The 25,163-nt window shown below is 69.0% G+C and carries 23 protein-coding genes and 4 tRNA genes; 16 read left to right on the forward strand and 11 right to left on the reverse strand.

The window, feature by feature from the left end:
• Positions 1-155 precede the first annotated feature (155 nt).
• Entirely contained in the window at positions 156-1,022 is an 867-nt protein-coding gene (locus ACIBGM_RS24485) for a sigma-70 family RNA polymerase sigma factor (protein ID WP_360538893.1), read from the reverse strand.
• Between the two features lie 97 nt (positions 1,023-1,119).
• Here ACIBGM_RS24485 and ACIBGM_RS24490 point away from each other — a divergent pair, with 97 nt between their 5' ends.
• Together ACIBGM_RS24490 and ACIBGM_RS24495 are read left to right on the forward strand one after the other, a co-directional pair.
• Positions 1,120-1,572, forward strand: coding sequence for a pyridoxamine 5'-phosphate oxidase family protein (locus ACIBGM_RS24490; protein ID WP_360538896.1), 453 nt, complete (start codon positions 1,120-1,122; stop codon positions 1,570-1,572).
• 66 nt (positions 1,573-1,638) lie between these two features.
• The gene (locus ACIBGM_RS24495) at positions 1,639-2,616 is read left to right on the forward strand and encodes an aldo/keto reductase (RefSeq protein WP_360538899.1); all 978 of its coding nucleotides are present in this window, start codon (positions 1,639-1,641) and stop codon (positions 2,614-2,616) included.
• A 6-nt stretch (positions 2,617-2,622) separates the two neighbouring features.
• Here the strand turns inward: ACIBGM_RS24495 and ACIBGM_RS24500 are convergent, their stop codons facing one another.
• Positions 2,623-3,744, reverse strand: a complete 1,122-nt coding sequence (locus ACIBGM_RS24500; RefSeq protein ID WP_396386846.1) for a LuxR C-terminal-related transcriptional regulator — start codon at positions 3,742-3,744, stop codon at positions 2,623-2,625.
• 135 nt (positions 3,745-3,879) lie between these two features.
• On the opposite strand from ACIBGM_RS24500, the gene ACIBGM_RS24505 reads away from it, so the two are divergent.
• On the forward strand, positions 3,880-4,302 hold the full coding sequence (locus ACIBGM_RS24505; RefSeq protein ID WP_360538905.1) for an ester cyclase: 423 nt from the start codon (positions 3,880-3,882) through the stop codon (positions 4,300-4,302).
• A gap of 346 nt (positions 4,303-4,648) precedes the next feature.
• Here ACIBGM_RS24505 and ACIBGM_RS24510 read toward each other — a convergent pair.
• A tRNA-Val gene (locus ACIBGM_RS24510) sits at positions 4,649-4,720 on the reverse strand.
• A 132-nt stretch (positions 4,721-4,852) separates the two neighbouring features.
• On the opposite strand from ACIBGM_RS24510, the gene ACIBGM_RS24515 reads away from it, so the two are divergent.
• Entirely contained in the window at positions 4,853-5,413 is a 561-nt protein-coding gene (locus ACIBGM_RS24515; protein ID WP_396386847.1) for a CGNR zinc finger domain-containing protein, read from the forward strand.
• A gap of 121 nt (positions 5,414-5,534) precedes the next feature.
• Here ACIBGM_RS24515 and ACIBGM_RS24520 read toward each other — a convergent pair whose 3' ends face one another.
• Positions 5,535-6,353 carry an aminotransferase class IV gene (locus ACIBGM_RS24520; protein ID WP_396386848.1) on the reverse strand — a complete coding sequence of 273 codons (819 nt, stop codon included), beginning with the start codon at positions 6,351-6,353 and terminating at the stop codon, positions 5,535-5,537.
• Positions 6,354-6,528: 175 nt separating this feature from the next.
• Between ACIBGM_RS24520 and ACIBGM_RS24525 the strand changes: the two genes are divergently transcribed.
• The 4 genes from ACIBGM_RS24525 (at position 6,529) to ACIBGM_RS24540 (ending at position 8,845) form a co-directional block, all read left to right on the forward strand.
• Positions 6,529-6,601: transfer RNA gene (locus ACIBGM_RS24525), tRNA-Gly, on the forward strand.
• 32 nt (positions 6,602-6,633) lie between these two features.
• Positions 6,634-6,704 (forward strand) — tRNA-Cys (locus tag ACIBGM_RS24530).
• A 33-nt stretch (positions 6,705-6,737) separates the two neighbouring features.
• Positions 6,738-6,809, forward strand: a tRNA-Val gene (locus ACIBGM_RS24535).
• A gap of 1,061 nt (positions 6,810-7,870) precedes the next feature.
• Complete coding sequence (locus ACIBGM_RS24540) at positions 7,871-8,845, forward strand: NADPH:quinone oxidoreductase family protein (RefSeq protein ID WP_396386849.1); 975 nt, start codon at positions 7,871-7,873, stop codon at positions 8,843-8,845.
• Positions 8,846-8,849: 4 nt separating this feature from the next.
• Here ACIBGM_RS24540 and ACIBGM_RS24545 read toward each other — a convergent pair whose 3' ends face one another.
• From ACIBGM_RS24545 to ACIBGM_RS24555, 3 genes are all read right to left on the reverse strand, one after another.
• Complete coding sequence (locus tag ACIBGM_RS24545; protein ID WP_396386850.1) at positions 8,850-9,452, reverse strand: formylglycine-generating enzyme family protein; 603 nt, start codon at positions 9,450-9,452, stop codon at positions 8,850-8,852.
• 9 nt (positions 9,453-9,461) lie between these two features.
• Positions 9,462-10,919 (reverse strand): ArnT family glycosyltransferase, encoded by a 1,458-nt coding sequence (locus ACIBGM_RS24550; RefSeq protein ID WP_396386851.1) that lies wholly within the window; start codon positions 10,917-10,919, stop codon positions 9,462-9,464.
• Positions 10,920-10,990: 71 nt separating this feature from the next.
• Positions 10,991-11,707 (reverse strand): SDR family oxidoreductase, encoded by a 717-nt coding sequence (locus ACIBGM_RS24555; RefSeq protein ID WP_360537769.1) that lies wholly within the window; start codon positions 11,705-11,707, stop codon positions 10,991-10,993.
• Positions 11,708-11,768: 61 nt separating this feature from the next.
• On the opposite strand from ACIBGM_RS24555, the gene ACIBGM_RS24560 reads away from it, so the two are divergent.
• The 4 genes from ACIBGM_RS24560 (at position 11,769) to ACIBGM_RS24575 (ending at position 16,955) form a co-directional block, all read left to right on the forward strand.
• The gene (locus ACIBGM_RS24560) at positions 11,769-12,875 is read left to right on the forward strand and encodes a GntR family transcriptional regulator (protein WP_360537767.1); all 1,107 of its coding nucleotides are present in this window, start codon (positions 11,769-11,771) and stop codon (positions 12,873-12,875) included.
• Positions 12,876-12,930: 55 nt separating this feature from the next.
• Complete coding sequence (locus ACIBGM_RS24565) at positions 12,931-14,505, forward strand: sensor histidine kinase (protein ID WP_396386852.1); 1,575 nt, start codon at positions 12,931-12,933, stop codon at positions 14,503-14,505.
• Between the two features lie 4 nt (positions 14,506-14,509).
• Complete coding sequence (locus ACIBGM_RS24570; protein ID WP_396386853.1) at positions 14,510-15,175, forward strand: response regulator; 666 nt, start codon at positions 14,510-14,512, stop codon at positions 15,173-15,175.
• A gap of 151 nt (positions 15,176-15,326) precedes the next feature.
• Positions 15,327-16,955: a MinD/ParA family protein gene (locus ACIBGM_RS24575; RefSeq protein WP_396386854.1), complete on the forward strand. Its 1,629-nt coding sequence runs from the start codon at positions 15,327-15,329 to the stop codon at positions 16,953-16,955.
• A 49-nt stretch (positions 16,956-17,004) separates the two neighbouring features.
• Here ACIBGM_RS24575 and ACIBGM_RS24580 read toward each other — a convergent pair whose 3' ends face one another.
• The 3 genes from ACIBGM_RS24580 to ACIBGM_RS24590 are packed head-to-tail and all read right to left on the reverse strand — an operon-like array spanning position 17,005 to position 19,348.
• The gene (locus ACIBGM_RS24580) at positions 17,005-17,799 is read right to left on the reverse strand and encodes an ABC transporter permease (RefSeq protein ID WP_360537759.1); all 795 of its coding nucleotides are present in this window, start codon (positions 17,797-17,799) and stop codon (positions 17,005-17,007) included.
• Positions 17,796-18,440, reverse strand: a complete 645-nt coding sequence (locus tag ACIBGM_RS24585; RefSeq protein ID WP_360537757.1) for a DedA family protein — start codon at positions 18,438-18,440, stop codon at positions 17,796-17,798. The genes ACIBGM_RS24580 and ACIBGM_RS24585 overlap by 4 nt, the downstream gene beginning before the upstream one ends.
• On the reverse strand, positions 18,437-19,348 hold the full coding sequence (locus ACIBGM_RS24590) for an ATP-binding cassette domain-containing protein (protein ID WP_360537755.1): 912 nt from the start codon (positions 19,346-19,348) through the stop codon (positions 18,437-18,439). The genes ACIBGM_RS24585 and ACIBGM_RS24590 overlap by 4 nt, the downstream gene beginning before the upstream one ends.
• 208 nt (positions 19,349-19,556) lie before the next feature.
• Here ACIBGM_RS24590 and thrS point away from each other — a divergent pair, with 208 nt between their 5' ends.
• Positions 19,557-21,578, forward strand: coding sequence for a threonine--tRNA ligase (gene thrS, locus ACIBGM_RS24595; protein ID WP_360537753.1), 2,022 nt, complete (start codon positions 19,557-19,559; stop codon positions 21,576-21,578).
• A 134-nt stretch (positions 21,579-21,712) separates the two neighbouring features.
• Positions 21,713-22,213 carry an HIT domain-containing protein gene (locus ACIBGM_RS24600; protein ID WP_360537777.1) on the forward strand — a complete coding sequence of 167 codons (501 nt, stop codon included), beginning with the start codon at positions 21,713-21,715 and terminating at the stop codon, positions 22,211-22,213.
• 322 nt (positions 22,214-22,535) lie between these two features.
• Here the strand turns inward: ACIBGM_RS24600 and ACIBGM_RS24605 are convergent, their stop codons facing one another.
• A complete protein-coding gene (locus ACIBGM_RS24605; protein ID WP_360537751.1) occupies positions 22,536-23,477 on the reverse strand; it encodes a hypothetical protein in 942 nt (313 codons plus the stop codon).
• Between the two features lie 130 nt (positions 23,478-23,607).
• Here ACIBGM_RS24605 and pgsA point away from each other — a divergent pair, with 130 nt between their 5' ends.
• Positions 23,608-24,297, forward strand: coding sequence for a phosphatidylinositol phosphate synthase (pgsA, locus tag ACIBGM_RS24610; RefSeq protein WP_360537749.1), 690 nt, complete (start codon positions 23,608-23,610; stop codon positions 24,295-24,297).
• Between the two features lie 4 nt (positions 24,298-24,301).
• Positions 24,302-25,162, forward strand: a complete 861-nt coding sequence (locus ACIBGM_RS24615; protein ID WP_360537747.1) for a phosphatidylinositol mannoside acyltransferase — start codon at positions 24,302-24,304, stop codon at positions 25,160-25,162.
• The last annotated feature ends 1 nt before the right edge of the window (position 25,163 follow it).

A 25,163-nucleotide genomic window follows, 5' to 3' on the forward strand; every position in this document is an offset into this window, starting at 1 on the left:
GGTGCGAGAGCAGAACAGTAGCGCACTTTTCCCGTTCGCAAAAACCAGATTCCGGGGTGTCGCAGTCCGGACGGTCCGAGCGTGGATTTCGTCACACAAGTAACACCAGCCCCACCGGTCAACAGGTCGCCGGCAGCAGTACGACGTACCTCCCCTCAGCCCTGCAACGGCGCCAGCTCGACCTCCGCCAGGTACTCCGGATCACCCAGCAGTTCGATCGCGGTGATCCGCCCGCCGGCGATCGTGAAGTTGAAGACGACCTGCGGCTCCCCCCGTAGCGACCACACCGCACCCGGCAGCCCATCGACGAGCGAGAGCCGAGCGCCCGCCGCACGGCCGGAGAACGACTGAGCAACGGCCGCCGCACCCCGCAGCTGACTCGCACCCCGCGCCAGCACCGCCTCGTCAGCACGCAGCTCCACATCGGGATCGAGTACGGCGAGCAACGCCTCGAAGTCGCCACCCCGCGAAGCGGCCAGGAACGCGGTCACGAGTTCCTTCTGTCGGATCGCGTCCGCCTCGAGCGGCTCCGGCGTACCTTGCACTCGCCGTCGCGCCCGGCTCGCGACCTGCCGCGCGGCCGCCGGCGACTTGCCCAGGATCGGCGCAATCTCGTCATACGGCACCGCGAACATGTCGTGCAGCACGAACGCCAGCCGCTCGGCCGGCGTCAACGTCTCCAGTACGACGAGCAGCGCAAGCCCGACCGAGTCGGCCTGCACTGCTTCGATTTCCGGATCAGGTACGGCGACGTCCGCAAGCGCGGGGGAGTGGTCGCCGACCGGCTGCTCCGGATGTCCGCGCCGCAGCCGCAGCATGTCGAGACAGATCCGCCCGACCACCGTCGTCAGCCAGCCGCCGAGGTTCTCGATCTCGCCGGCGTCGGAGCGACTGAGCCGGATCCACGTCTCCTGCACAGCATCCTCGGCTTCCGGAGCGGAGCCCAGGATCCGGTACGCCACCGAGCGCAGGTGCTCCCGGTTCTCCTCGAACCGGGCCGCCAGCCAGTCGTGCTCACTCATCTCCACCACATCCCTCTCCGCCAACCGTCACCGCTCTGACGAAGGACCCGCCGTACATGTGACACTGCAGCAGCCCACGACCCCTGAGGAGTTGACGATGACAGAGCCGGCCCGTCCATTGTCGGTGCGGAAACAGGACACGCTGCGCAGGCTCGAGGAGGACGTCGACCTCTGGGTCGCGACCGCGTCGGCGGACGGCGCGCCGTACCTGATGCCGCTGTCCTTCCTCTGGGACGGTTCGACCCTCCTGCTGTCCACGGCGGCCGGCAACCCCACCGCCAAGAACCTCCACGCGAACGCCACGGCCCAACTGACCCTCGGCCACACCCGGGACGTCGTCCACATCACTGCCACCGCGGTGATCCTGGGATCGGACGCGCTGACCCAGTCCGAGGGTGACGCGTTCGCGGCGAAGGCCGGATTCGATCCGCGGGCCGCCAAGTCGCCGTACCCCTATTTCCGCCTGACTCCGACCAGGATCCTGGCCTGGCGCGAGGTCGACGAGCTCGCGAGCCGCACGTTGATGGACGACGGCGTCTGGCTCGTCTGACGGGTTGACCTGGAGTGCGCTCTAGCAGGCAGGCTGAAATGAATCCACCGCTTGAGGGAGCACTCCATGTTGTATCGAACCATTGGCAACCGCCGGGACGTCAGCGCCTTGTGTCTGGGTGCGATGAACTTCGGCAGTACGACGGACCCGGACACCGCGTTCGCGATTCTCGATCGTTTCGTCGAGGCCGGTGGGACGTTCATCGACACGTCCAACAACTACAACCAATGGCACGGCAACGGCGGCGAGAGCGAGGAGCTCCTGGGCCGCTGGATGAAATCGCGAGGCAACCGCGACGAACTCGTGATCGCCACGAAGGTCGGCGCCAAGTCGACCCGCCCCGGCACCCCTGACGACGAGTACTGGGAAGGCCTCAGCGCAACCGCTATCGAGACCGCCGTCAAAGGCAGCCTCGACCGCCTGGGCATCGACCGCATCGACCTGTACTACGCGCACATCGACGACCGGCGAACCCCGCTCGAGGAAACCGTAGCCACCTTCGGCCGGCTCGCCGCCGAAGGCTTCGTAGACCTCATCGGCTGCAGCAACACCACCAGCTGGCGCCTGGACCGAGCCCGCCAGCTAGCTGCCAACCAAGGTGTCGCCCAGTACTCCGTCGTACAGCAGCACCACACCTACCTCTGGCCCAACCCGCCGGCCCTACAAGGCGAAGAGCGTCTAGGCAGCCCCCACTACACCCACGCCGGCGTGGAACACCTCGACTACCTAACCGCCCACCCAGACATGGCCCTGGTCGCGTACTCCCCACTCCTGGCCGGCTCCTACGCCCACCTCGACCGCCCCTTCCCAGCCTCCCGCGGCTACGCCCACCCCACCGCCTACACCCGCTTCGAATCCCTCCGCCACCTGTCCCAATCCCTCAACGCCACGCCCAACCAACTAGTCCTGTCCTGGCTCCTCCACCAACCCCAAACCCTGATCCCCCTCTTCGGTGCCTCCACCCTCCGCCAACTAGAGGAAGCCCTGGATGCCACCACCCTCGAGCTTTCGCCCGAGCACCTCAACCTCCTGCACAACGCGTAGACGCGCTCAGTTGCTGAGCGGCGCGGGACCACCGCGTGATGGTCGCGCAGCAACCCGTCGTACCTCGTTGTCGTGCACACGTGGGTCGTAGTGGTCGACGAACACGGTGCATACGAGATCCCGGCGACTGTGGACGCCGGTCTTCGCGAAGATGCTCTTAAGGTGCTGCTGCACCGTGACCGGCGCGATGACGAGGTCGTCGGCGATCTGCGCGGTGGACTGCCCGATGAGAACCAGCTTGGTGATCTCACGTTCGCGGTGGGTGAGGCCGTAGGCCGCCATCAGCACGCTCGCGATCCGCGCCCGGGCAACGGGTTCGATGATGACGGCCGCGCGTAGGCCGGTCGGTGTTGTGATCGACGTTCCATGAAGGACGAGCCACCTACCCGTGGCGGTGCGGACCCGAGCCAGGGCGGGTCCGTCCCAGCCAGTCGCTCGAGCTGCGACCGACAAGAGCGGGACCGGTGTGCCCTCATGGCCTCCGCTCAACTCTTTCAGCCAGCGTTCTGCCTCTGGGGAGACGGACTCAACCGACAGACCCTCGCCCATTACCACCAGGCCGGGCGCATCGGGCCAGTCGGGCTCGAGGGCTTCGCCCAGCAGCAGGCCGCGGCGCACCCCGTCCGCCAGGTGCGGGCTCACCGAGCCCAGGAAGTCGAGCTCGACGGCGCTGAACGTGTCCTGGCCGGGACTCCTGTTAAGCCGCAGGGATCCCCAGGCCTCACCGGTCTTCGCCCGCAGCGCCACGGCGACCTCTTGCTCGATGCCGTGCGGTCGCAGGTACTCACGGAAGACCGGGCTGCGTTCGGGGCTACCGCCCGTCACCTGATGCAGCGTCTGGACACCCTGACTGTTCGCGAGTACGTCGGCGGTCTTGTTCAGGTCGACCGCCTGGTACTCCCATTCGAGTTGACCGGCGAGGTCGAAGAACCACTCGCCGTCGAAGTGGACGCTGGTGATCAGGTGGGACGAGGGATCGATGGTGTTCCAGAACGGCGGCGCGCCGCCGACCGGGACGGCGCGACTCAGGGTGTCGCCCGCCGCTTCGAAGAACGCGTGGGTATCGAGTCCCGCGCGGGCGAGCTGACGGATCCGGGCGCCCGCCTCATCCATCGACAGCCGTGCCACCTGGCCTCCAGACCCGAGACACGCTTCAACGGTAATCGACGCCGGCGCCGAGTTGCCAGGTTTCTGGAATGGACGAGCCACCGGTCGCGGACCAGATTTGAGGAGACCGGTTCAGTTCGACCGCGGGGAGACACAATGACTGACGCAGAGCTGATTCGCAGGTACGTCGACCTCTACAACTCCGGCGAGGTCGCCGCCCTGGGGGATTTCTACGCCGCCGACGTGATCCTCGAGGACCCGATGTCCCCCGAACCGATGAAGGGCCGCGAGACAGCACTCGCGACCGCCGCGGCGTTCCGCAGGGCGTTCCCCGACATGGTCTGGACCCTGATCGGTGACCCCGTCGTAGCAAACGAAGCCATCGCCTGGGAACTGCACGCCACCGGCACCATGACAGGCCCCATGCCCGGCCCCACCGGCGAGTTCCCCGCCACCGGCAACTCCTTCGCCATCAACATGGCAATCTTCTGGACCTTCACCCCAGACCACCTGATCGCAACAGAACACGCCTACCTCGACTCAACAGGAATGCTGACCCAACTAGGCCTCACTCCCTGACCCCTTCGCCACAATCGTGGCCCCGCCCCACGGAAGGCCACCACCTCGGCTGTCCCGCTCCCCGACGTACAGCAGAACCGCCGAAACCAACCATCGGCAAGCAACCCCAAAGCCGAGCGAAGCGAAGGCGCCGGCCAGCGATCCGCGGCGGGCAACCACGGAGCCGAGCGAAGCGAAGGCGCCGGCCAGCGATCCGCGGCGGGCAACCACGGAGCCGAGCGAAGCGAAGGCGCAAAGGGGTGCGGGTGGCGGAGCCCCCGCTCGCGGCAAGCGAAGCGCAGCCGCACAAACGACGAAGGCGACCCGGTCCGCGCTCTCCGCGGACACGAGTCGCCTATCGCCTTCGTGGGCGATACTGGGTTCGAACCAGTGACCTCTTCGGTGTGAACGAAGCGCGCTACCACTGCGCCAATCGCCCGTTCTGGTGTTGCTGGTGTTGTCTTGTGGTGCCTTGCGGGTGAAACCATAGCGCATGATGTCAGCGCCAATCTAATCGGGGCGGGCTACTCTTGCTGCAAGACGGAGACCCCGTCGCGTTGGAGACGTGATTGTGACTTTCTCGCACGACACCGAGCAGGCGCTCGGCACGCTGGTCCGGCTGGTGAACACGCTGCCCGGGCCGAACAGCCAGGTCGACACCATGGAATCGCTCGAGGAACTGGAGAAGTTCGTCCAGGAGCGCGAGTTCAGTGCGGTCGGCACGCTGACGGACAAGGACCTGGCCGAGGTTCGTGATCTGCGGCCGTTGTTCGCGCCGGTCTTCACCACGGAATCCGATGCCACGGCGGCTGCGATGATCAACGCGATCGTGGCCCGCGGTACGACGACGCCGCGGCTGACGAACCACGACGGGCACCCGTGGCACATCCACTACTCCCGGGACGGCGCGTCGCTGGCGTGCCGGATCACGGTGGAGTGCGGGATCGCGCTTGCCCAGGTGATCTCGGCCGGGGAACGCGAACGTCTCCGTCGCTGCGAGGCCCCGGACTGTGACGACGCCCTGATCGATCTGTCCCGGAACCGCTCGAAGCGGTACTGCGACGCCCGCACCTGCGGCAACCGGCTCCACGTCGCCGCCTACCGCGAACGCCGCAAAGCCTCAGGCGAGTAACCGGCCCAAACAGCTCTCCGTGCACCAGGCGGAGAGCTGCTCTACTACTGCGCCCTGTACGGCGCACCCGTGAGTCTGTCCTGCCAGGGGTCGTGACTGGTCGGGGCCGTTGCCTGGCGGCTTACGGGTTTGAGTCTTTGGCCGAGCGCTCGGCGAAGGTCTTCGCGACTTCGGCGGTGATCGGGCCCGGAGCCGGCAGGTCGCGGTCGTCGACACGCTGGATGGCTTGGACGTCGCGAGTGGTGGATGTGAGGAAGATCTCGTCAGCCTCGAACAGCTGTGCCAGCGGTACGTCGCGCCCGGTGGCGCCGTACCACTCCAGGACCAGGGCGCGGGTGACGCCGGCCAGGGCGCCGGACTCGAGCGTCGGGGTGACGAGCTCGCCGCCGTACACGCAGAAGATGTTGGCGCCGGTGCCCTCGCACAGGTTGCCGAGCGTGTTGGCGAAGATCGCCTCGCTGGCGCCGCGCTCCTTGGCGAAGGCGAGGGCCCGGACGTTCTCGGCGTACGACGTCGTCTTCAGGCCGGCCACCGCGCTCCGCTCATTACGGATCCACGGGACCGTGACGATCGCCGAGACCGGGCCGGGGCGCTTGATCGGGTCGGACGCGACCACGATCGTCGGGCCCGACGTACCGCGATCGGACGACAGCGGGGAGACACCGCCCGTGTACGTGATCCGGAGCCGGCCGAACGGGATGTCCGGGTCGGCCTTCACGACCGTCGCGATGCCCTCCTCGACGTACGCGACATCCGGCTCCGGGAGGCCGAGGCCGACCGCCGACCGGACCAGGCGCTGCAGGTGCCGGGTCACCGCGAACGGGCGCCCGTCGACGATCTTGATCGTCTCGAACACCCCGTCGCCCGTGGTCAGTCCATGGTCCAGCGGCGAGACGACCGCCTGGTCGTCCTGCAGGGTGCCGTTCAGCCAGATGCGCATTGGTGCTCCTTCCGCAGAACACCTTAGTCCTAAGGCGATTCGCGACCATCAGGCTGTCCACAGGTGACCAGTTGATGACGGTGGGTCGACGTTGCGGGGACCCCGATTTTTCAACTCCGGGGGAGATGGGCTAATGTTCTTCTCGCGCCGGGGGAACGAAAAACCCGGTCGCAGCGCGGACGTAGCTCAGTTGGTAGAGCGCAACCTTGCCAAGGTTGAGGTCGCCGGTTCGAACCCGGTCGTCCGCTCGGAGAGGGTTCGGCAGGCCAGCTTTCTCACTGGTGGAGTGGCCGAGAGGCGAGGCAACGGCCTGCAAAGCCGTGTACACGGGTTCGAATCCCGTCTCCACCTCGGAACCCACCACAGGTTTCAGTTGGTTGTCTTGGACGATTGGCGCAGCGGTAGCGCGCTTCCCTGACACGGAAGAGGTCACTGGTTCGATCCCAGTATCGTCCACGAAGGCGATGGGCGAGGTGTGTCGCGCAGTTCCTGCGCTGACCGCCTCGCCTTCGTCATTTGTGCGGCTGCGCTCCGCTTGCCGCGAGCGGGGGCTCCGCCACCCGCACCCCCTTGCGCCGTCGCTTCGCTCGGCTCCGTGGTTGGCCGCCGCTGTCTGCTGACCGGCGCGACTTGCTCGCCGCAGTTGGCTGACTGGCTGGGGTTGCTCGCCGCGGTCGGCTGACCGGCGGGGGTTGCTCGCCGCCGTGGAGTTCCCGGCGTGGGCTGAGCATCGACTCCGGCTCAACGGCGTGGATTGACCATCGCGGTCGGCTGACCGGCGGGGGCTGTTCGCCGCGGTGGTATTCCGGCGTGGGTTAAACGCTCCGGTTTGCTGACCGGCGTGGGTTGATAGCCCCTGGTCGGCTGACCGGCTCGGGTTGCTCGCCGCCGTGGTGTTCAGGCGTGGGCTGGGCGCCGCGATCGGCTGACCGGGATGGGTTGGTCGTCGCGGTTGGCTGGCCGGCGGGGTTGATCGCCGCCGTGGTGTTCCGGCGTGGGCTGGGCGCTGCAGTCGGCCGACCAGCTTGGGTTGGCCGCCGCGGTTTGCTGGGCGGCGTGGGGTGATCGATCTGGTCGGCTGAGTGGCGCGGGGTGCTCGCCGTCGTTGGCGGTCCGGAGGTTGGCCGTCGGGGTTGCCTTTCGGGGCGGGGTGCTCGCGGGCCCGGCTGACGGGCTTGGGGTCCTGCCGCCGGTGGCTTTGCCGTGGGGGTTGGCCCAGGCAAGCGACGTAGCAGGGTGGGCGGGTTGGCCGCCGCGATCCGGCGGCCGGTGGGGGTCGGTCGGCGCGGAAGACGGCTGATCGAGGGCTTTGAGGTGGGCCGTTGGCGTGGGCGGGTTGCGGGGCGGCCGATCGTGCCTGAGGTGTCGAGCGCCGGGGGGCGAACTCGGTGAGTTGTGAGTTTTGGTCCGAAATCACGTTTCGCGGTAGCCAAAATCGACAACTCGGCGGCAGTTCGGTCGGGGGGGGTTGTACGATCGGGGTCGAAGTTTGATGGGGATCGAAGTTGGGAGTGGGTATGCGGGCGTTGGTGCTGGGGGCGTTGGTGGGGCCGGGGGCGTTGGTGGTGGGGGATGGGGTGGAGGTGCCTCGGGCGGCGGCCGGGGAGGTGCTGGTGAAGGTTGGGGCTGCGGGGGTCAACTTTGCGGACGTGATGCAGACGCGCGGGGCGTATGACGGCGGACCCGAGGCGCCTTATGTGGCCGGGTTCGAAGCGGCTGGGGAGATCGTGGCTGTTGGGGACGGGGTGGATCCGGCGTTGCTGGGTGTCCGGGTGATCGGGACTGGGCCGGGGGCGTTTGCGGAGTACATGGTGATGGGGGTCGACAGTCTGGCGCGGGTGCCGGCTGGGTGGCGGGATGAGCAGGCGTTGGGGTTGGTGTTGAATTGGGGTACGGCGTTGGCGGCGTTGCGGCCGTTGGGGCAGCTTGCGGCCGGGCAGGTGGTGTTGGTGCATGCGGCGGCCGGGGCGGTGGGGCAGGCGGCGGTGCGGTTGGCGAAGCACTACGGGGCGACGGTGATCGGTACGGCGTCCGCGGAGAAGCATGACGTGGTACGGCGGCTCGGCGCCGACGAGGTGATCGACTACCGGACCGCGGATCTCGTGAGTGAGGTACGGCGCCTGACGGGCGGCCGAGGCGTCGACGTCGTACTGGAATCGGTGGGTGGGGAGACGTTCGGCAAGAGTCTCGAGGTGGCGAAGCGGGTGACCGGGAAGGTCATCGTGTACGGGGTTGCTGGAGGCGAGGCGTCGGTCAGCAACTGGGAGCTGAACTTCAAGCACCAGGTGCACGTGATCGGGCTGCATATTGGAGTGTTGGGTCAGCACGCACCGGAGATGTTTGCCGAGCTGATGGCGGAGCTCGATAGGTTGATCGAGATCGGGGTCTACCCGCCGGGGCAGCCGACGGTGTACGACCTGGCCGACGGGCCGAAGGTTCTGGCCGAGCTCGAAGCACGGGCGACCGTAGGCAAGCTCGCACTCAAGCCCTAGGCGCCTAACGGGATTGGGCTACTCGTAGGCCTAGGTCTTCGATGGTGAAGGTGGGATGGGAGCGGCGGCGGACTGTTGAGCCGACGGAACGCGCGGCGTCCGCGAAGCCGCCGCCTCGGAAGATGCGGTAGGAACCGTAGGTCGACGGGTCGTAGAGGTCCCAGCACCACTCCCAGACGTTGCCGAGCATGTCGTGCAGGCCCCAGGCATTGGGCAGCTTCAGGCCGGCGGGGTGGACTTGGCCGGAGGAGTTGTCGGCGTACCAGGCGATGTCGTCGAGCTCGCCGTAGCGATAGGCGGGCGTGCCGGCGGTGCAGGCGTGTTGCCACTCGGCCTCGGTCGGCAGGCGATAGCCGTCGGAGTCCCTGTCCCACAGGACCTCAGAACCGTCGATCCGGTAGGCCGGGGACAGGCCGAAGTCGGCCGAGAGCTCGTTGCACAGGGCAATTGCGTCGAGCCAACTGAGGTTGGTGAGGGGTACGTCGCCCTCGCCGACGACCGGGATGCGGGCGAGGCGGAAGGCGGCCAGGTCGACCTGCCACTGGGTGCTGAGGCGGTCGTCCCGGAGGGTGATGGTGCCCGCCGGGATGTCGACCATGGAAAGCATTCGAGCACCCTAGTAGTAGTGCCGGAGCTTCGGCCACAGAGTTGACCACGGCTCGGCGGGCCCGGCGCACAGCACCAGCGCCGCGCCGTCCTCGTCGTTCGAGACGATGTTGTCGATCGTGCCGACCTCCGAGCAGTCGCGGAAGTGTGCCTCGTACGCCGGTGATCGTTCGAGCTCGACCAGCAGCACCGGCCCGGTCTGGGTGTCGGCGGGGCGTTCCCAGTCGGCGAAGCTCATGTGACCCGAGTACGCCGTCGGCAGCCCCAACGGTGGCCCGTAGCGGCGCAGTGCACCGGCCTCGCCATAGTTGCCGGTGAAGATCGTGGCCGTCGAGCGCTGGTCAGCCGGTATTCGATCCCACTCCGCTTTCACAGCTGTCGCCATCGAGGGCCAGCCGATCTGCTCGCCCTGCTCCTGGTTCACCGGGATCACGAGGTCGACCGCCGACGCCGGCAACACGGGCAAGGTGAAGATGGCCGACGTCACCGCGGTCAGCGCGAGCCCGACCGCCACAACCCCGCGCGACCAGGACGCAACCCGCTCAGCCCCGGCAGCCACCAGGACAAGCAGCAACGGCAGCGCGTAGTACGACTTCCCGCCGACAGCCAGTACGACGACGCACAGCAGCGGATACGCCAACGCGACAGACCTCGCCCACGGTATCTGCCACAGCCGCCGGAATCCGACCACCCAGACCGGGATCAGGAACGGCGACAACTGCAGGAGTTGCAGCGGGATGAACGTGATCCGGTTCTCGGTGCCGTCGTCCTCGCTGATGCCGCCGGCCACCGTGAGCTGCGGCCAGTCGTGCTGGAACTGCCACAGCACATTGGGCAGCGCCACCAGCCCGGCGACCGCAACACCGGCGAGGAGCCACCACGACCGCAGCACGCTCCGTGGACCGACGATCAGCAAAGCCACAAGCAGCGCCCCGACCGGCAGCACCACCAAATACTTGTTCTCCAGCGCGATGCCCGCAGTCAGACCAAGCGCAAGCCACCAACGCGCGTCCTCCGTCCGCAACAGCTTCACCGCGAACAGGCAGATCAGCATCCACGCCAGCAAGTCGTACGTCGCAGTCGACACCAGATGACCGACACCCAGCACGAACCCGGACACCGCGGCGCACACCGCGGCCAGCACCTGCCCGCGCCGACCGCTCCCGAACTCTCGCGCGATCAACGCCACCACCACGATCGTGACCGCACACGCAACCGTCGACACCACTCGAAGCCCCATCGGCGTGTTCCCGAACAGCGACGACGAGACGCGCGCCAGGAACGGGGTGAGCGGGGGCTGGTCGACGTACCCCCAGGCGAGCTTCTGGCCGGCCACCAGGAAGTACAGCTCGTCTCGGTGGTACCCGTACCGCCCCGACAGGACTGTGAGCACAACCCCGACGACGGCGGCGACGGACACCACCGGAACGGCTGCGAAGGCGGGCACTGAAGGCCGGGGCTCGGTCATGCGGGAATGTTGTCAGCCCGCAGCCGCCCGGACCAGGAACCGAACCGGACTTCTCCACGCACTTCGCAGGCTCAGTTCAGGAAGAAGGGGCGTTCGTCGCGATCCAGCAGCAGCACGCGGCCGGTCAAGGCGTCGTCCTGGACGAAGCGGACGACCGCATCGGTGAGGTCCTCGAGCGGCACGAGCTCAGGCCCGCGCTCGTCCTCGGGCAGCTCCGCGCGCTCCCGGATCCCGCGCTCAGTCCCGACCCAGTCGGGCACCACGCAGTTCACGCGCACCCCGTGGCTGTCCGACAGCGGGGCGAGCACCGCGGTCAACCGGATCAGCGCGGCCTTGGCGGCGCTGTACTCCGGCGAGACATGTGGCCCGAATCCCAGGCCTGCCGTCGATCCGACGTTCACGACGGCGCCGCCGCCCGCCTGCTGCATGCCAGGCAGAGCGAGCTGCGTGGTCAGCATCGGCGCTCGCAGGTTCAGGTCGAGCGACGCCGACCAGCGCTCGACCGAAGCCTCCGGAAAGCACGGCCGTAACGACGGGCCGCCGCCGGCGTTGTTGACGAGGATCTGTGGTTGACATGCCATCAGGTCCGCGACCGCCCGGTCGTCGCGCGTGTCGACCTCGGCGAACCGCGCCGCGACGCCGATCGAGGCGCAGGTTTCCAGCCCGCCGTCGGTGTCGATGTCCGCGACGACCACCGAGGCGCCTTCGGCCGCGAGCCGTTGCGCGATCGCCCGGCCGATCCCGACCGCGGCTCCGGTGACGACGGCGAGTTTCCCGTCGATCTTCATGTCTGACCACCTCCGGAACCCACGCTCCCACCGTCCACCGACAATGCGACATGATGTTGGTATGCCAACCGGACAAACCGGCCTGCTCTACCAGCAGCTGAGCACCCACGTGCTGGAGCAGATCCGCCGCGGAGCGCTGCGGCCCGGCGATCGGGTGCCCTCGGAGATGGAGCTCGCGACCCAGTTCGAGGTCAGCCGGATCACGTCGAAGCGGGCGCTCGAGGTGTTGCGCGAGGCCGGGCTGGTCGAGCGGATCCGCGGCCGGGGCACGTTCGTCGTGCGGAACCTGCCAGACCTGACCGGAGTCACCGTCCCGCTGAAGGGCCGCGTCCCTCGGCCGAAGCACGAGGCCCGCTCGGTCGCGTTCGTCGTACCGGACATGTCCGAGGCCTACGGGCTGGACCTGTTGAACGCCATCGAGGAGCGGTGTGCGGAGTACGGCGCCCATCTCGTCGTACGGCGGACGCATGGCCGGCAGTCCGACGAGGAGAAGGCAGTGGACTCGCTGGTGGCGACCGGTGAGGTGGACGGGCTGATCGTCTTCCCAGTGCACGGCGACTACTACAACGCCAGCCTGCTGCGGCAGGTGCTGGACGGGTACCCGGTGGTGCTCGTCGACCGGCACCTGTCCGGCATCCCGGTCGCCGCAGTGCACACCGACAACGTCGCTGCCTCGCGAGCGCTGACGTCCCGTCTGCTGGATCGCGGCCACCGGCACATCGCCTTCGTCTCGCCGCCGCCGGTGAACACCTCGTCGATCGAGGACCGCCTGGACGGCTTCCGGGCCGCTTTCGACGGCCGCGGCCACGCCTACGAGCTGACCGAGCTGCGCAGCACGCTGCCCGGGTCGACGACGCCAGACAGCATCCGGGCGGATGTCGACGTGATCCGAGCGTTCCGCGAGCGGCTGCCGCAGGTGACGGCGTACGTCGCTTGCGAGTACAACCTGGCGCGGATGGTCGACCGGGCGCTGCACGGGGAGCAGGTGGTCGCCTGCTTCGACTCACCGGGGGACTCGATCGGCGGACCGCCGTACCTGCACGTCCGGCAGGACCAGCGGGAGATGGGCCGGCGCTCGGTCGACCTGCTGATGGCCCAGTTGCGCGGCGAGGCCGTGCCGAACCTGTCGATCGTCCCGTTCGAGCTCGTTGATGCCGAAGGCAACTGAAGACCTGACTTTCGGCAGTACGGCGCGACCGCGCCGACTGTGTAGCGTCGGGCGCGTGAAGTGGCGGCGCTTGGGAGACGTCGGCCTGTGGGCCGTGCTGTGCTTCCTCGTGCTCGCGGAGAGCGGCGCCCGCGGCGACCCCTACTGGTTCCAGGGCGCCTGCTTCGCGGTCCTGTTCGCCGGAGTGTTCCTCCGCCGGGTGCGGCCGCTGCTGGCCTTCACCCTGGTGGCCTGGGCGCAGATCGTGATCCTCGCGTTCGCCCTCGGTACGACGCACGGAGTCCAGATCGCCCTGGTCCCGGCGATCACGCTGCTGAGCTACCTGGCCGGGCGGCGGGAGACACAGCTCAAACACTTCGTCCTGGTGTGCAGCTGGTCGCTGGCCGGGCTACTGGTGCTCAGCCTGGCCGTCCGTAGCGAGGAGCAGGCGACGGAAGCAGTGCTGAGCTGGCTGGTCATGCTGCTGCTCGCCCTGCTGCTGGTCGTCCTGCCGTGGCTGATCGGGCGCTACCGGGCGCAGCAGGCGCTGCTCGCGTCGGCCGGCTGGGAGCGGGCCGAGCGGATCGAGCGCGAGCAGCGGATGGCGATCGACCAGGAGCGGCTGCGGGAGCGGTCGCGGATCGCGCAGGACATGCACGATTCGGTCGGTCACGAGCTCAGCCTGATCGCGCTGCGGGCCGCCGCATTGGAGCTGGACCCATCGCTGCCCGAGGAGCACCGCAGGGCCGCGTCTGAGCTGCGGGAGATGGCCGGTACGGCGACCGACCGGCTCGGGGACATCATCGGCGTACTGCGAGACACCGAGGCACCACTGGTCCCACGCGACGAGGACGTGCCCACTCTGGTCGAGCGTGCGGCTGCAAGCGGCCTGTCGGTGCGGCTGATCCAGGAGGGCGATGCGGAGCTGTCGCCGATGGTGGACCGCGCAGTGCACCGCGTCGTACAGGAGTCGCTGACGAACGCGAGCAAGCACGCGCCCGGTGCGGCGGTGACGGTGAGCGTGACGTGCGCGGAGGACGACGTGCGTGTGCGGATCGTGGACTCCGGCGCCGTGCGGCCGGTGCCGGAGTCCGTGCCGTCGTCGGGTCGCGGTCTGGACGGGCTGCGGGAGCGTGTCCGGCTCGTCGGTGGCACGCTGACCGCCGGGCCGTACCAGGGTGGTTTCGAGGTCGTGGCGACGATGCCGCGGGCAGGTGGCCGACCGGAGCCCGAGGAGGAGCCGCAAATGTCCGCGGCAGCCGCTGAGCGGGCCACGGTACGGCGCAGTGTCCGTCGCGGCCTGATCACCGCCGTCGCAGCCCCGCTGATCCTCGGTGCGGTGATCGGAGTGGTTGCCCTGGGCTATTACCTGATCGCCGGCTACAGCTCGATCCTGCGACCGAGCGAGTACGACGCTCTGACCGTCGGCCAGCCCGAGCGCGAGGTGGAGAAGGCCCTGCCTGCGATGCAGATGATCGACCCGCCCGGCGAAGGCTATGACCCACCGGCCGGCTGGACCTGCCGCTACTACCGCCCGGACGGGCCGTTCTCGATCACGTACGCCTACCGGCTCTGCTTCGCCGACGGCGTGCTGGTCGCGAAGGCGATGGTGCAGAGCGGCTCCGTGACCCCGACGACCGAGACAGGATGACTGCGTGATCAGGGTTCTGCTGGCTGACGACGAGGCGATGGTGCGGGCCGGCGTCCGGGCGATCCTCGGGACCGACGACGAGATCGAGGTCGTCGCCGAGGCGGCCGACGGCGCGGAGGCGATCGAAGCGGTACGGCGGCATCGGCCGGACGTCGCCGTACTCGACATCCGGATGCCGCGGATGGACGGGCTGGCCGCCGGGGCGGAGATCCGGCGCACGATGCCGGAGACGGCAGTCGTGATCCTGACTACGTTCTCCGAGGACGCCTACATCGCCCGCGCGCTGGGGGACGGGGCCAGCGGTTTCCTGCTCAAGTCAGGCGATCCGCGCGAGCTCATCGCCGGCCTGAAGGCTGTTGCGGAAGGCGCCGCCTACCTGTCGCCGCGGGTGGCGCAGCGCGTGATCGCCGAGCTGAGCGCGGGGTCGGGTGGGGGAGCGATGGCCCGGGCAACGGCTGCCAAGGAGCAGGTCGCCGTACTCAGCCCGCGGGAGCTGGAAGTGCTCGGCCTGCTCGGGTCGGGTCTGTCCAACGCCGAGATCGCGCAGCGCCTCTACCTGGTCGAGGGCACGGTCAAGGCCTACGTCAGCGCCGTCCTGCTCCGGCTGGGCGTGAAGAACCGGGTCCAGGCCGCGATCGTCGCCTACGAGGCGGGTCTGGTGACCGGCTGAACCGGGGTTGCCGACGCTCCGGGTGGTGACGACCTGTGGACACCCGGTCATGGGATAGTGGTGCCCTCCCGGGGGCCTCACCCCTCCGGAATCGATCCAGCAACCTCTGGGGCCCACTGGCCCCCCTCTCACAGAATCGGGGATCCAGGTCGTGACCGACTCGCACAACTCCGGACAGCACAAGGACCGGGAAGCGGCGGCGGCCGAGGTCCGGAGAATGTGGCAACCGACCCCTTCCTGGACCCAGCCGGACCCGAACCAGGCGCCCGAGAGCGACCCCGAACCCGCGGAGAAGCCCGACGAGCAGCCGGACGCGCTGTCCGAGGACTTCCCGGGCGACTCGTGGTCCCGGCCGTCCGGCCAGGGCCAGGCAGCGCCCTGGGCCCAGCCGCCTGCTCCGTCGACGCCGCCCGCCCCCTCCTGGGCCCAGCCGGCCGCCGACTCGAGCAACTCGTGGACCCAGCCCGCGAGCGAGCCGGACGAGTACGTCGAGGATGACCAAGCCAGCGCCGACGGCGCAGGTGCGCACAGCTCCGGCTCCGGGAGCGCGCTGGGCGCCGGTGCGGCCGGTGGTGAAGGCGCTGCCGGTACTCACAGCGCCGGTACTCACAGCGCCGGTACTCACAGCGCCGGTGCTCACAGCGCCGGTGCTCAGAACGCGGCCGGTGCCGGCGCCGGTGCCGCGGGCGAGGCATTCGGTGGCTCGGCTTTTCACGGCTCCGGCGCCGGCTTCAACAGCGGTCCGGCGGCCGCAGGTCCGGCTCAGGGCGGACAGCAGCTGTCGCCGCAGGCCCAGCACTTCTTCCCGCAAGGCATCCCCGGTCAGCAGGCTCCGCAGCAGCGCGAGGTGTCGTACCGGACCGACGAGCTGATCCAGGCGCTGCCGCTACCGCGGGAGGCTCCGGCCGAGCGCGGCGTGCGGAGTGTGCTGCGGCTGCGGCCCGGTAGCTCCGAGCGGCTGGAGCGGATCGCGCGCGCGACCGCAGCGACCGCGTTCCGGCGTCCGGTGACGATCGTCGTCGCCAACCCCAAGGGCGGCTCGGGCAAGACGCCGACCACGCTGCTGCTCGCTGGTGCGCTCGGTCAGGCCCGTGGTGGTGGCGTCGTGGCCTGGGACAACAACGAGCTGCGCGGCAACATGCACCTGCGCACGCATGACACGAACAGCCGGTCCACTGTCACGGACATGCTGCAGGCGATGCCGATGCTGACCCAGCCGGATGCCCGGCTCGGCGACGTCGCGGCCTACCTGCGGCACCAGGTGGCGGGTCAGTACGACGTGCTGACGTCTGCGACCACGACGTACGCGCAGATCGAGGCGAAGGACTTCGACCAGATCCACCGGTTGCTGAGCCGGTTCTACAAGGTCCTGGTGATCGACACCGGGAACAACGAGGGCTCCAGCAACTGGCGGGAGGCGATGAAGGCGGCCGACGCCCTCGTCATCCCGATCAAGTGGAAGAGCCTGTCCTGCGCCGCCGCCGTGCAGATGCTGGAGGAGCTGGACAACCAGGGCCCGGAGGCGCAGCGGCTGATCCGCCGTGCGGTGATCGCGGTCTCGAACGGTCCCGGCGACGTCAACAAGGAGGTCGAGAAGCAGCTCCGCCCGTACTTCGAGTCCCGCGCGGCCGCCGTGATCGACATCCCGACCGACATGCACATCGCAGCCGAGGGGCCCCTCGACCACTCGGCCCTCCAACCCGCCACCCGCCGAGCCGCCCTGGAACTCGCCGCCAAGGTCTCCGAACAAATCACCATCGCCCTCAACGTCCCCCGCTGAGCCAACACGTAGTCGCCCAGACCGCCATGGTCTGGGCGACTTCGTGTTTCTAGGCGTCTCGGCGGGTCAGGACTCGTGAGCCGGCTACCAGGGCGGCTGCGGTCCAGGTGAGGAGGACCAGGACGCTGACTGTGGGGGAGACGGGGTCGGTGGAGCCGCTCAGGAAGTTTTGGCCGGCGCCGCCGGGGAGGAGGGCGGCGATCCAGACGAGCACGCGGAGGCCGCTTTGGCCGAGCATCAGGGGGAGGACCATCAGGAGGAGGAACGCAGCGGTCAGGGTGCCTGCCGTACTGCGGACCACCCAGGCGATCCCGGCGGAGAACAGACCCGCCGCGGTGAGGTAGAAGGCGACCGACAGCACGTCGGTCACGAGCGGCTGCAGGTCCCAGTCAGCCCACGACCCCGCCATCAGACCGCCCGTGACAGCCGCGACCGTCGCGAGCAGGATGCCGTAGACGAACAGGACCGGGGTCAGCACGACCGCCTTGGCCAGTACGACGTTCCGCCGTACCGGAGTCCACTGGACGGTCGAGCGGATGCTGCCGGTCGCGTACTCCGAGGTGACTGTGAGCAGCGCGAATGCGGCGACGATCACCTGCAGGATCAGCGTGGCCGAGATGCCGAACCCACCGACCGCCTCCGGGCCCACTACTCGCCCGGGCTCGGGATGGTCGTTGTCGTACGCCGTCCCCAGGCCGAACTGAAGGCCCAGCAGGGCTGCCAGCAGCAGGGCGGACCCGATGTTCAGCCAGCTCGACCGGACGGTCCAGAGCTTGGTCCATTCGGACCGTACCGCGTCGCTGAGGCGCGACGTCGACTGGAGGCTGAGAGTTGCGGTGGTCATCGTTCGCCTGCTTCCACGAGTTCGGGCTCGACCTCAGCCTGAGGCTGACGCTTGCGGAGTTGGTGCCGGACGACCTCGACGATCAAGGTGACCGCGAGAGCCAGGCCGATGCCGAGGATGACGCCCTTCAGCGGGTTGTCCTCGAAGGCCTTACCGCCGATGTAGCCGACCAGCGCGCAGTACACGCCCCAGCTGGCGGCAGCGATTCCGGCGAAGAGGGAGAACTTGCGCAGCGGGTAGCGGACCGACCCCATCGTCAGCGTGACTGCGGTCCGGCCGCCTGGGACGTAGCGGGCGACCACGAGGACCAGTCCGCCGCGTTCGGCGAGCGCTCGCTGCGCCCAGAGAGCCATGGCATGTCGCTTGGTCCCTGGCTGCAAGCGGTCCAAGAGCCGGCCACCTGCGCCTCGGCCGAGCAGATACGAGACGTGGTCACCGACGAAGGCGCCGGCTGCCGCGACCACCATGACGCCCCAGAGGCTCGGCTCACCAGTGGCCGCGAACACACCGGCCGTGACGACCAGAGTCTCGCTCGGCACCGCCGGGAAGAACCCATCCAGCGCTGCGAAACCCCACAGCGCCAGGTAGATCCACCACGACGACATCAACTCCTCGGTGAAGTGCAGGATGGCGTCACTCATGACGCAACGCCGTACTGGACGCTGTCGGCGGTCAGCTCCATGTAGGCCTCTTCCAGCGAGGCATGCTCGGTGTGGAGCTCGTGCAGCCGGACACCGAGCTCGTGCGCGAGGTCGCCGACCCGCTCCACGTGGACGCCGGTCAGGATCAGCCGGTCGTCCGCCGACTCGACCCGCTCCGCCTCAGTAGTGAGCTTGTCGCGCAGTACGACGAGGTCCGCACGATCCGGCACGCGTACGACGACGGTCGTACGAGACGACCCGGCGATCACCTCGGCGACCGGGGCGTCGGCGATCAGGCGGCCCTTGCCGATCACGACCAGCTGGTCGGCGGTCTGCTGCATTTCGCTCATCAGGTGGCTGGACACGAACACGGTCCGGCCCTCGGCCGCGAGTGAGCGCATCAGCCGGCGGACCCAGCGGACGCCGTCCGGGTCGAGCCCGTTCACCGGCTCGTCGAACATCAGCACCTCGGGGTCGCCGAGCAGGGCACCCGCGATCCCGAGCCGCTGGCCCATGCCGAGCGAGAACTCGCCGGCCCGCTTCCGGGTGACCGAGTCGAGGCCGACGACCGTCAGCACCTCGTCGACCCGGCTGACCGGGATGCCGTTGCTCTGCGCCATCGCGACCAGGTGGTTGCGGGCACTGCGGCGCGGGTGCAGGGCCTTGGCGTCGAGCAGCGCGCCGACCTTGGCGAGCGGCTTGGGCCAGGCGGCGTACGGGCGGCCGTCGATCAGGGCGGTGCCGTCCGTCGGGGAGTCGAGACCGAGGATCATCCGCATGGTGGTTGACTTGCCGGCGCCGTTCGGCCCGAGGAAGCCGGTCACCTGGCCGGGTGCGACGGTGAGGTCGAGCGAGTCCACGGCGGTGGTGTCGCCGTACCTCTTCGTGAGTCCTTCGAGCGTGATCACGCCGGGTCCCCTCCTGGTTCGAGTGATTGACTCGAACCTAGGAATTCCGGCACCCCCTCCACATCCGGCGGTCGGCTGGTCCGACCCCCTACTTTCGTCAGGTGTTCCCGGACCTGTGGATACGACGTCGGGCCGGGGTGCCGGAGTCGATACCATCTGTGCGTGAACGGCCCGCAGTTCCGCGGACCGTCGGAACCGAGGAGTGAACGTGCCGGAAGTCAAGGTCCATCTGGTCGGCGTCGAGGGCGAGGCTGAGCGGAGTGTGACCGAGACGACGACGATCGGGGAGCTGTTCGCCGGGATCTTCGGCCAGGACCGCTCCGCCATCGCCGCCCGCGTCAACGGTGAGCTGCGCGACCTGTCCCGGGTCGTCGCGGACGGTGACGAGATCGATCCGGTCAAGGCCGGCTCCGAGGACGGCCGGGCGATCATCCGGCACTCCACCGCGCACGTGCTCGCGCAGGCCGTGCAGGAGCTGTTCCCGGAGGCCAGGCTGGGCATCGGCCCGCCGGTCGAGAACGGCTTCTACTACGACTTCGACGTGCCCACCCCGTTCACACCGGACGACCTGGGCAAGCTCGAGAAGAAGATGCAGCAGATCATCAAGGAGCGGCAGCGGTTCAGCCGCCGGGTGGTCTCCGACGACGACGCCCGTACCGAGCTGGCCGCGGAGCCGTACAAGCTCGAGCTGATCGGGATCAAGGGCTCGGCGGCCGACGCGGCCGAGGGCGCCAGCGTCGAGGTCGGCGGCGGCGAGCTGACGATCTACGACAACGTCCGGCGCGACGACTCGGTCGCCTGGAAGGACCTGTGCCGTGGCCCGCACGTGCCCGCCACCGGGTATCTGGGCAACTTCAAGCTGATGCGGACGGCGGCGGCGTACTGGCGGGGGAGCGAGAAGAACCCGCAGCTGCAGCGGATCTACGGGACGGCGTGGGAGTCGCGCGACGAGCTCAAGGCGTACCTGACCCGCCTGGAGGAGGCCGCCAAGCGCGACCACCGCAAGCTGGGCACCGAGCTAGACCTGTTCAGCTTCCCCGACGAGATCGGCTCCGGCCTCGCGGTGTTCCACCCCAAGGGCGGCGTGCTGCGCAAGGTGATGGAGGACTACTCGCGCCAGCGGCACGTCGAGGACGGCTACGAGTTCGTCTACTCGCCGCACATCACCAAGGGCCAGCTGTTCGAGACCTCGGGTCACCTGGACTGGTACGCCGACGGCATGTACCCGCCCATGCACCTGGACGAGGAGCGCGGCGCGGACGGGCAGCTCCGCAAGCAGGGCCAGGACTACTACCTCAAGCCGATGAACTGCCCGATGCACAACCTGATCTTCGGCGCCCGCGGCCGCTCCTACCGAGAGCTCCCGCTGCGGCTGTTCGAGTTCGGCACCGTGTACCGGATGGAGAAGTCCGGAGTCGTGCACGGCATGACCCGGGCCCGCGGCTTCACCCAGGACGACGCGCACATCTACTGCACCCGCGAGCAGATGCGTGACGAGCTGCGCGCGCTGCTGACGTTCGTGCTCGGCCTGCTCGCCGACTACGGCCTGGACGACTTCTACCTCGAGCTGTCCAGCAAGAACCCGGACAAGTTCGTCGGTTCCGACGAGGCCTGGGAGGAGGCCACCGAGACGCTCCGGGAGGTTGCCGAGAGCTCCGGTCTCGAGCTGGTCCCGGACCCGGGCGGCGCGGCGTTCTACGGCCCGAAGATCTCGGTCCAGGCCAAGGACGCGATCGGCCGGACCTGGCAGATGTCGACGATCCAGCTGGACTTCAACCTGCCGGAGCGGTTCGAGCTGGAGTACACCGCGCCGGACGGTTCCCGGCAGCGGCCGGTGATGATCCACCGTGCGCTGTTCGGCTCGATCGAGCGGTTCGTCGCGGTCCTGACCGAGCACTACGCCGGCGCCTTCCCGCCCTGGCTGGCCCCGGTCCAGGTGACCGGCATCCCGGTCACCGACGGGCATGTCGACTACCTGTACGACGTCGCCGCCAAGCTCAAGGCGCAGGGCATCCGGATCGAGGTGGACGCCTCCGACGACCGGATGCAGAAGAAGATCCGCAACGCGCAGAAGTCCAAGGTGCCGTACATGCTGATCGCCGGTGACGACGACATGGCCGCCGGCTCGGTCTCGTTCCGGTACCGGGACGGCTCGCAGAAGAACGGCGTGCCGATCGCGGACGCGATCAGCGAGATCGTCGAGGCAGTCGCGAAGCGCGTCCAGGTATGACCGAAACCCCCGACCAGCCGCCCGGCGCCGTACCGGAGTCGCCGTACGCACCGGAGTCCCCGTACGCACGGGAGTCGCCGTACGCACCGGACGAGGTGGTGGCGCAGGACGGCGTCGGGGTGCCGGATCCGTTCATGCGGCTGTGGACGCCGCACCGGATGGCCTACATCGAGGGTGAGAACAAGCCGACCAGCTCCGAGGCCGGCTCGGGCTGCCCGTTCTGCCGGCTGCCGGGCCTGCCGGACACCGACGCGCTGATCGTGCACCGGGGTGCGGCGGCGTACGTGGTGCTGAACCTGTACCCGTACAACCCCGGTCACCTGATGGTGGTGCCGTACCGGCACGTCGCGGACTACACCGAGCTGACCGAGGACGAGGTCGCCGACGTGGCCAGGCTGACTCGCGAGGCGATGCACGCGATCCGGACGGTGTCCGGCGCCCAAGGGTTCAACATCGGCATGAACCAGGGCGAGATCGCCGGCGCCGGAATCGCGGCCCATCTGCACCAGCACGTCGTACCGCGGTGGTCGGGCGACACGAACTTCATGCCCGCCATCGCGCACACCAGAGTGCTGCCGCAGCTGCTCCCGGACACCAGAGCCCTGCTGGCGAAGTCCTGGCCGAGCGAGCCCTAGACAGCAAAGTGAAGGACCCCGGCACCTTGCCGATGCCCTTGATCACCGTCGCGGTCCCGTTCGCGTGCCCGACTGAGCGGCGGTCGAGAGCGCGATCGCTACGGCGCTGAGCGACGCCCCGGGTCGCCCGACCGGCGTGTGGCGGTGGCTCGAGGTGCTGGTGGTCGCTGCGATCATCGCCTTCACACCCTTGTAGATCGTTGCCAAGGACATCTACCCGGAATCGGCGACCTTCGCCCCCGCCGCCGAGAAGGTCTGCAAACGGTGGTCGCCGCCGGCGGTCAAAATCGCCCGCGCATGGCGATTTGGGCCGGACAGTTGGTCAGCGCAGGAAGAGCGGCAGCAGGGGGTCGACGAGGCCGAGCAGGGTCTCGAGCGGGATCTCGCGGGCCGGGTTCGTCAGGCCGGTGACGCGGACGACGCGGCGGCCTTGGCGGAAGACGAGTTCGCCCGCGTCGGGCAGGTAGTACCCGGGCCGGCCGATCGGGGCGAGACGTGGCGGCGGCACCCGCTGCGCTTCCGGAATGGTCTCCTGGTCGAACGCCTCGACGATCGCCACGGTCGAGTCGAACGTGCCCCAGATACACGTCAGCGCGCCGTTCACCCGGTAGTCCCGCCGCAGCTGGACATGCGCCCCGACGAACTGCTCGGCCGCCGAGTTCGACACCTGGCACGCCGAGTCGGACTGCCGCGAGTTCCGAAGAGTCTTCGGTACGGCGTTCCGCGTGGCCAACGCGATCGCCACGGCCTTGGCCCGGTCGATGCCGCCGGTCGCCGTGATCCGCACCGCGCGATCGGCGGCCGGGAAGACGATCAGCGAGTCCGCAATCCGGGCCTCCGGGCCGACCTCGGACAGCTGCTCGCGCGAAGGGGCTCCGCTGAGCAGCCGCTCGAGGGAGTCGCTCTGGCGGGGGAGCGCGCTGACACCGATGGTCAGCGGCCGGCCGTCCACCACGAGAGTGCAGAGGTCGAGCGCTGGGAGGCCGCCGTCGTTCCAGGCGTTCGGCTTCGCGGTCACGGTCACGTTGAGTGACGCGGCCAGCGGTCGGGCGATCGCCGTACACACCTGTGGGCCGGGTGCGCCCGCCGTACCGTCCAGTCCTTCGGCCTGTGGAGGGGCGACCACCGTGGGTACGACGGCCGGCTGCGGTGACGGGCTGGGCATCGGCCGGGCACCGTCGGCGTTGCGGGCGACCGAGCAGCCGGCGGAGACGAGAGCGAACGCACAGGCGAGGGCGCAGAGCTGTCCCGTCCTCCGTCGCATGGGCGCACCTCCTCGCTGTGTCCAGCATCCCGCGAAACCGGCTCTCGCGCAGGTTTGATCACGCGGTTTCGGCCGCCGTTGGGTGGTGTGTGACCGGATGGTGATCCGGCTCGACTACGATCGCGTCGCCATGCTTAACAGATTCCGGCAGTTCTGGACCAAGGTGATCACCCCGATCGCCAACCTCCTGCTCAAGCTCGGCGTGAGCGCCGACGTGGTCACGCTGGTGGGCACCATCGGGGTGTCCGCCGGTGCCTTGATCTTCTTCCCGCGCGGCGAGCTCTGGCTGGGCGTCCTGGTCATCACCTGCTTCGTGTTCTCCGACCTGATCGACGGCCACATGGCGCGGACGTCGGGGACCTCGTCGAAGTGGGGGTCCTACCTGGACTCCACGCTGGACCGGATCGGCGACGGCGCGATCTTCGGCGGCCTGGTGATGTACTACGCCAACTCCCGCGAGGGCGACTCGACGCTGATGGCCGCGGTGACGCTGTGGGCCCTGGTGATGGGCGCGGTCACGTCGTACGCGCGGGCCAAGGCCGAGAGCCTCGGCCTGCAGGCGAGCGGCGGACTGGCCGAGCGCGCCGACCGGCTGGTGTTCACGCTCGTCGTCGCGTTCTTCTCCGACGTGCTGAACCTCCCGATCCTGCTCCAGATCGTGATCTGGTACCTCGCCGCCGCGAGCACGATCACGGTGATCCAGCGCTCGCTGTCGGTCCGCAAACAGGTGCTGGCCGACCCCGCGAACGCCGGCCTGGACAACCCACCGGCCCCGCCGACGCCGCCGACCCCTCCGGCCGAGCCGGACACCAAGAACTGACGTGATGGACGGCGTCCGGCACCGGGCGGTCGATCTGGCCTTCGCCGTCGCGTGGATACTGGTGCGCCGCCTGCCCGAGGGTGCCGTCACCTGGCTGTTCCGGCAGGCCGCCGACCGGACCTACCGCCGGAACGGCCGAGGCGTACGGCGGCTGCGCGGCAACCTGGCCGTGGTCAGCCCCGACGCGGACCTGGACGAGCTGACGAAGGCGGGGATGCGGTCGTACCTGCGCTACTGGCAGGAGGCGTTCCGGCTGCCCGAGTGGACCGACGAGGAGATCGTCGGCCGGGTCCGCACGGTCAACGAGAAGCTGCTCCGCGACGCCTACGCGGCCGGACGCGGGGTGATCTGCGCACTGCCGCACCTGGCGAACTACGACCACGCCGGCGCCTGGGCCGGACTGACCGGAATGCCGGTATCGACGGTCGCCGAGCGCCTGCGGCCGGAGTCACTGTTCGACCGCTTCATTGCCTACCGCAAGAAGCTCGGTATGGAGGTCCTCCCGCTCACCGGCGGCGACGAGGACGTCACCGGAATCCTGGCGGAGCGGTTGCGAGCCGGCGGATTCGTCTGCCTGGTCGCCGACCGGGACCTGTCGGAGCGTGGCGTCCCGGTCACGTTCTTCAACCGCCCGTCCCGGATGCCTGCGGGGCCTGCGGCGCTGAGCCTGCGTACCGGCGCGCCACTGATCCCGGCGACCCTGCACTACGACGGCCCGGACCTGGTGATCACGTTCCACGACACGATCGACCCGGACGGCGGCACCGCCGCGATGACCCAGCGCTGCGCCGACGCCTTCGCCAAGGGCATCACCGCCCACCCTCAGGACTGGCACATGCTGCAGAGGATTTTCCTGGACGAGTAAG

Origin of the sequence: Kribbella sp. NPDC050470 (genome assembly GCF_044458365.1) — a bacterium.
GTDB lineage: Bacteria > Actinomycetota > Actinomycetes > Propionibacteriales > Kribbellaceae > Kribbella.

Bases quoted from the DNA above. Each gene is read 5' to 3' on its own strand.
- ACIBGM_RS24485 (WP_360538893.1), bottom strand. From the start codon at position 1,022: ATGAGTGAGCACGACTGGCTGGCGGCCCGGTTCGAGGAGAACCGGGAG.
- ACIBGM_RS24490 (WP_360538896.1), top strand. From the start codon at position 1,120: ATGACAGAGCCGGCCCGTCCATTGTCGGTGCGGAAACAGGACACGCTG.
- ACIBGM_RS24495 (WP_360538899.1), top strand. From the start codon at position 1,639: ATGTTGTATCGAACCATTGGCAACCGCCGGGACGTCAGCGCCTTGTGT.
- ACIBGM_RS24505 (WP_360538905.1), top strand. From the start codon at position 3,880: ATGACTGACGCAGAGCTGATTCGCAGGTACGTCGACCTCTACAACTCC.
- ACIBGM_RS24520 (WP_396386848.1), bottom strand. From the start codon at position 6,353: ATGCGCATCTGGCTGAACGGCACCCTGCAGGACGACCAGGCGGTCGTC.
- ACIBGM_RS24540 (WP_396386849.1), top strand. From the start codon at position 7,871: ATGCGGGCGTTGGTGCTGGGGGCGTTGGTGGGGCCGGGGGCGTTGGTG.
- ACIBGM_RS24545 (WP_396386850.1), bottom strand. From the start codon at position 9,452: ATGCTTTCCATGGTCGACATCCCGGCGGGCACCATCACCCTCCGGGAC.
- ACIBGM_RS24550 (WP_396386851.1), bottom strand. From the start codon at position 10,919: ATGACCGAGCCCCGGCCTTCAGTGCCCGCCTTCGCAGCCGTTCCGGTG.
- ACIBGM_RS24555 (WP_360537769.1), bottom strand. From the start codon at position 11,707: ATGAAGATCGACGGGAAACTCGCCGTCGTCACCGGAGCCGCGGTCGGG.
- ACIBGM_RS24560 (WP_360537767.1), top strand. From the start codon at position 11,769: ATGCCAACCGGACAAACCGGCCTGCTCTACCAGCAGCTGAGCACCCAC.
- ACIBGM_RS24580 (WP_360537759.1), bottom strand. From the start codon at position 17,799: ATGACCACCGCAACTCTCAGCCTCCAGTCGACGTCGCGCCTCAGCGAC.
- ACIBGM_RS24585 (WP_360537757.1), bottom strand. From the start codon at position 18,440: ATGAGTGACGCCATCCTGCACTTCACCGAGGAGTTGATGTCGTCGTGG.
- ACIBGM_RS24600 (WP_360537777.1), top strand. From the start codon at position 21,713: ATGCGGCTGTGGACGCCGCACCGGATGGCCTACATCGAGGGTGAGAAC.
- ACIBGM_RS24605 (WP_360537751.1), bottom strand. From the start codon at position 23,477: ATGCGACGGAGGACGGGACAGCTCTGCGCCCTCGCCTGTGCGTTCGCT.
- pgsA (WP_360537749.1), top strand. From the start codon at position 23,608: ATGCTTAACAGATTCCGGCAGTTCTGGACCAAGGTGATCACCCCGATC.
- ACIBGM_RS24615 (WP_360537747.1), top strand. From the start codon at position 24,302: ATGGACGGCGTCCGGCACCGGGCGGTCGATCTGGCCTTCGCCGTCGCG.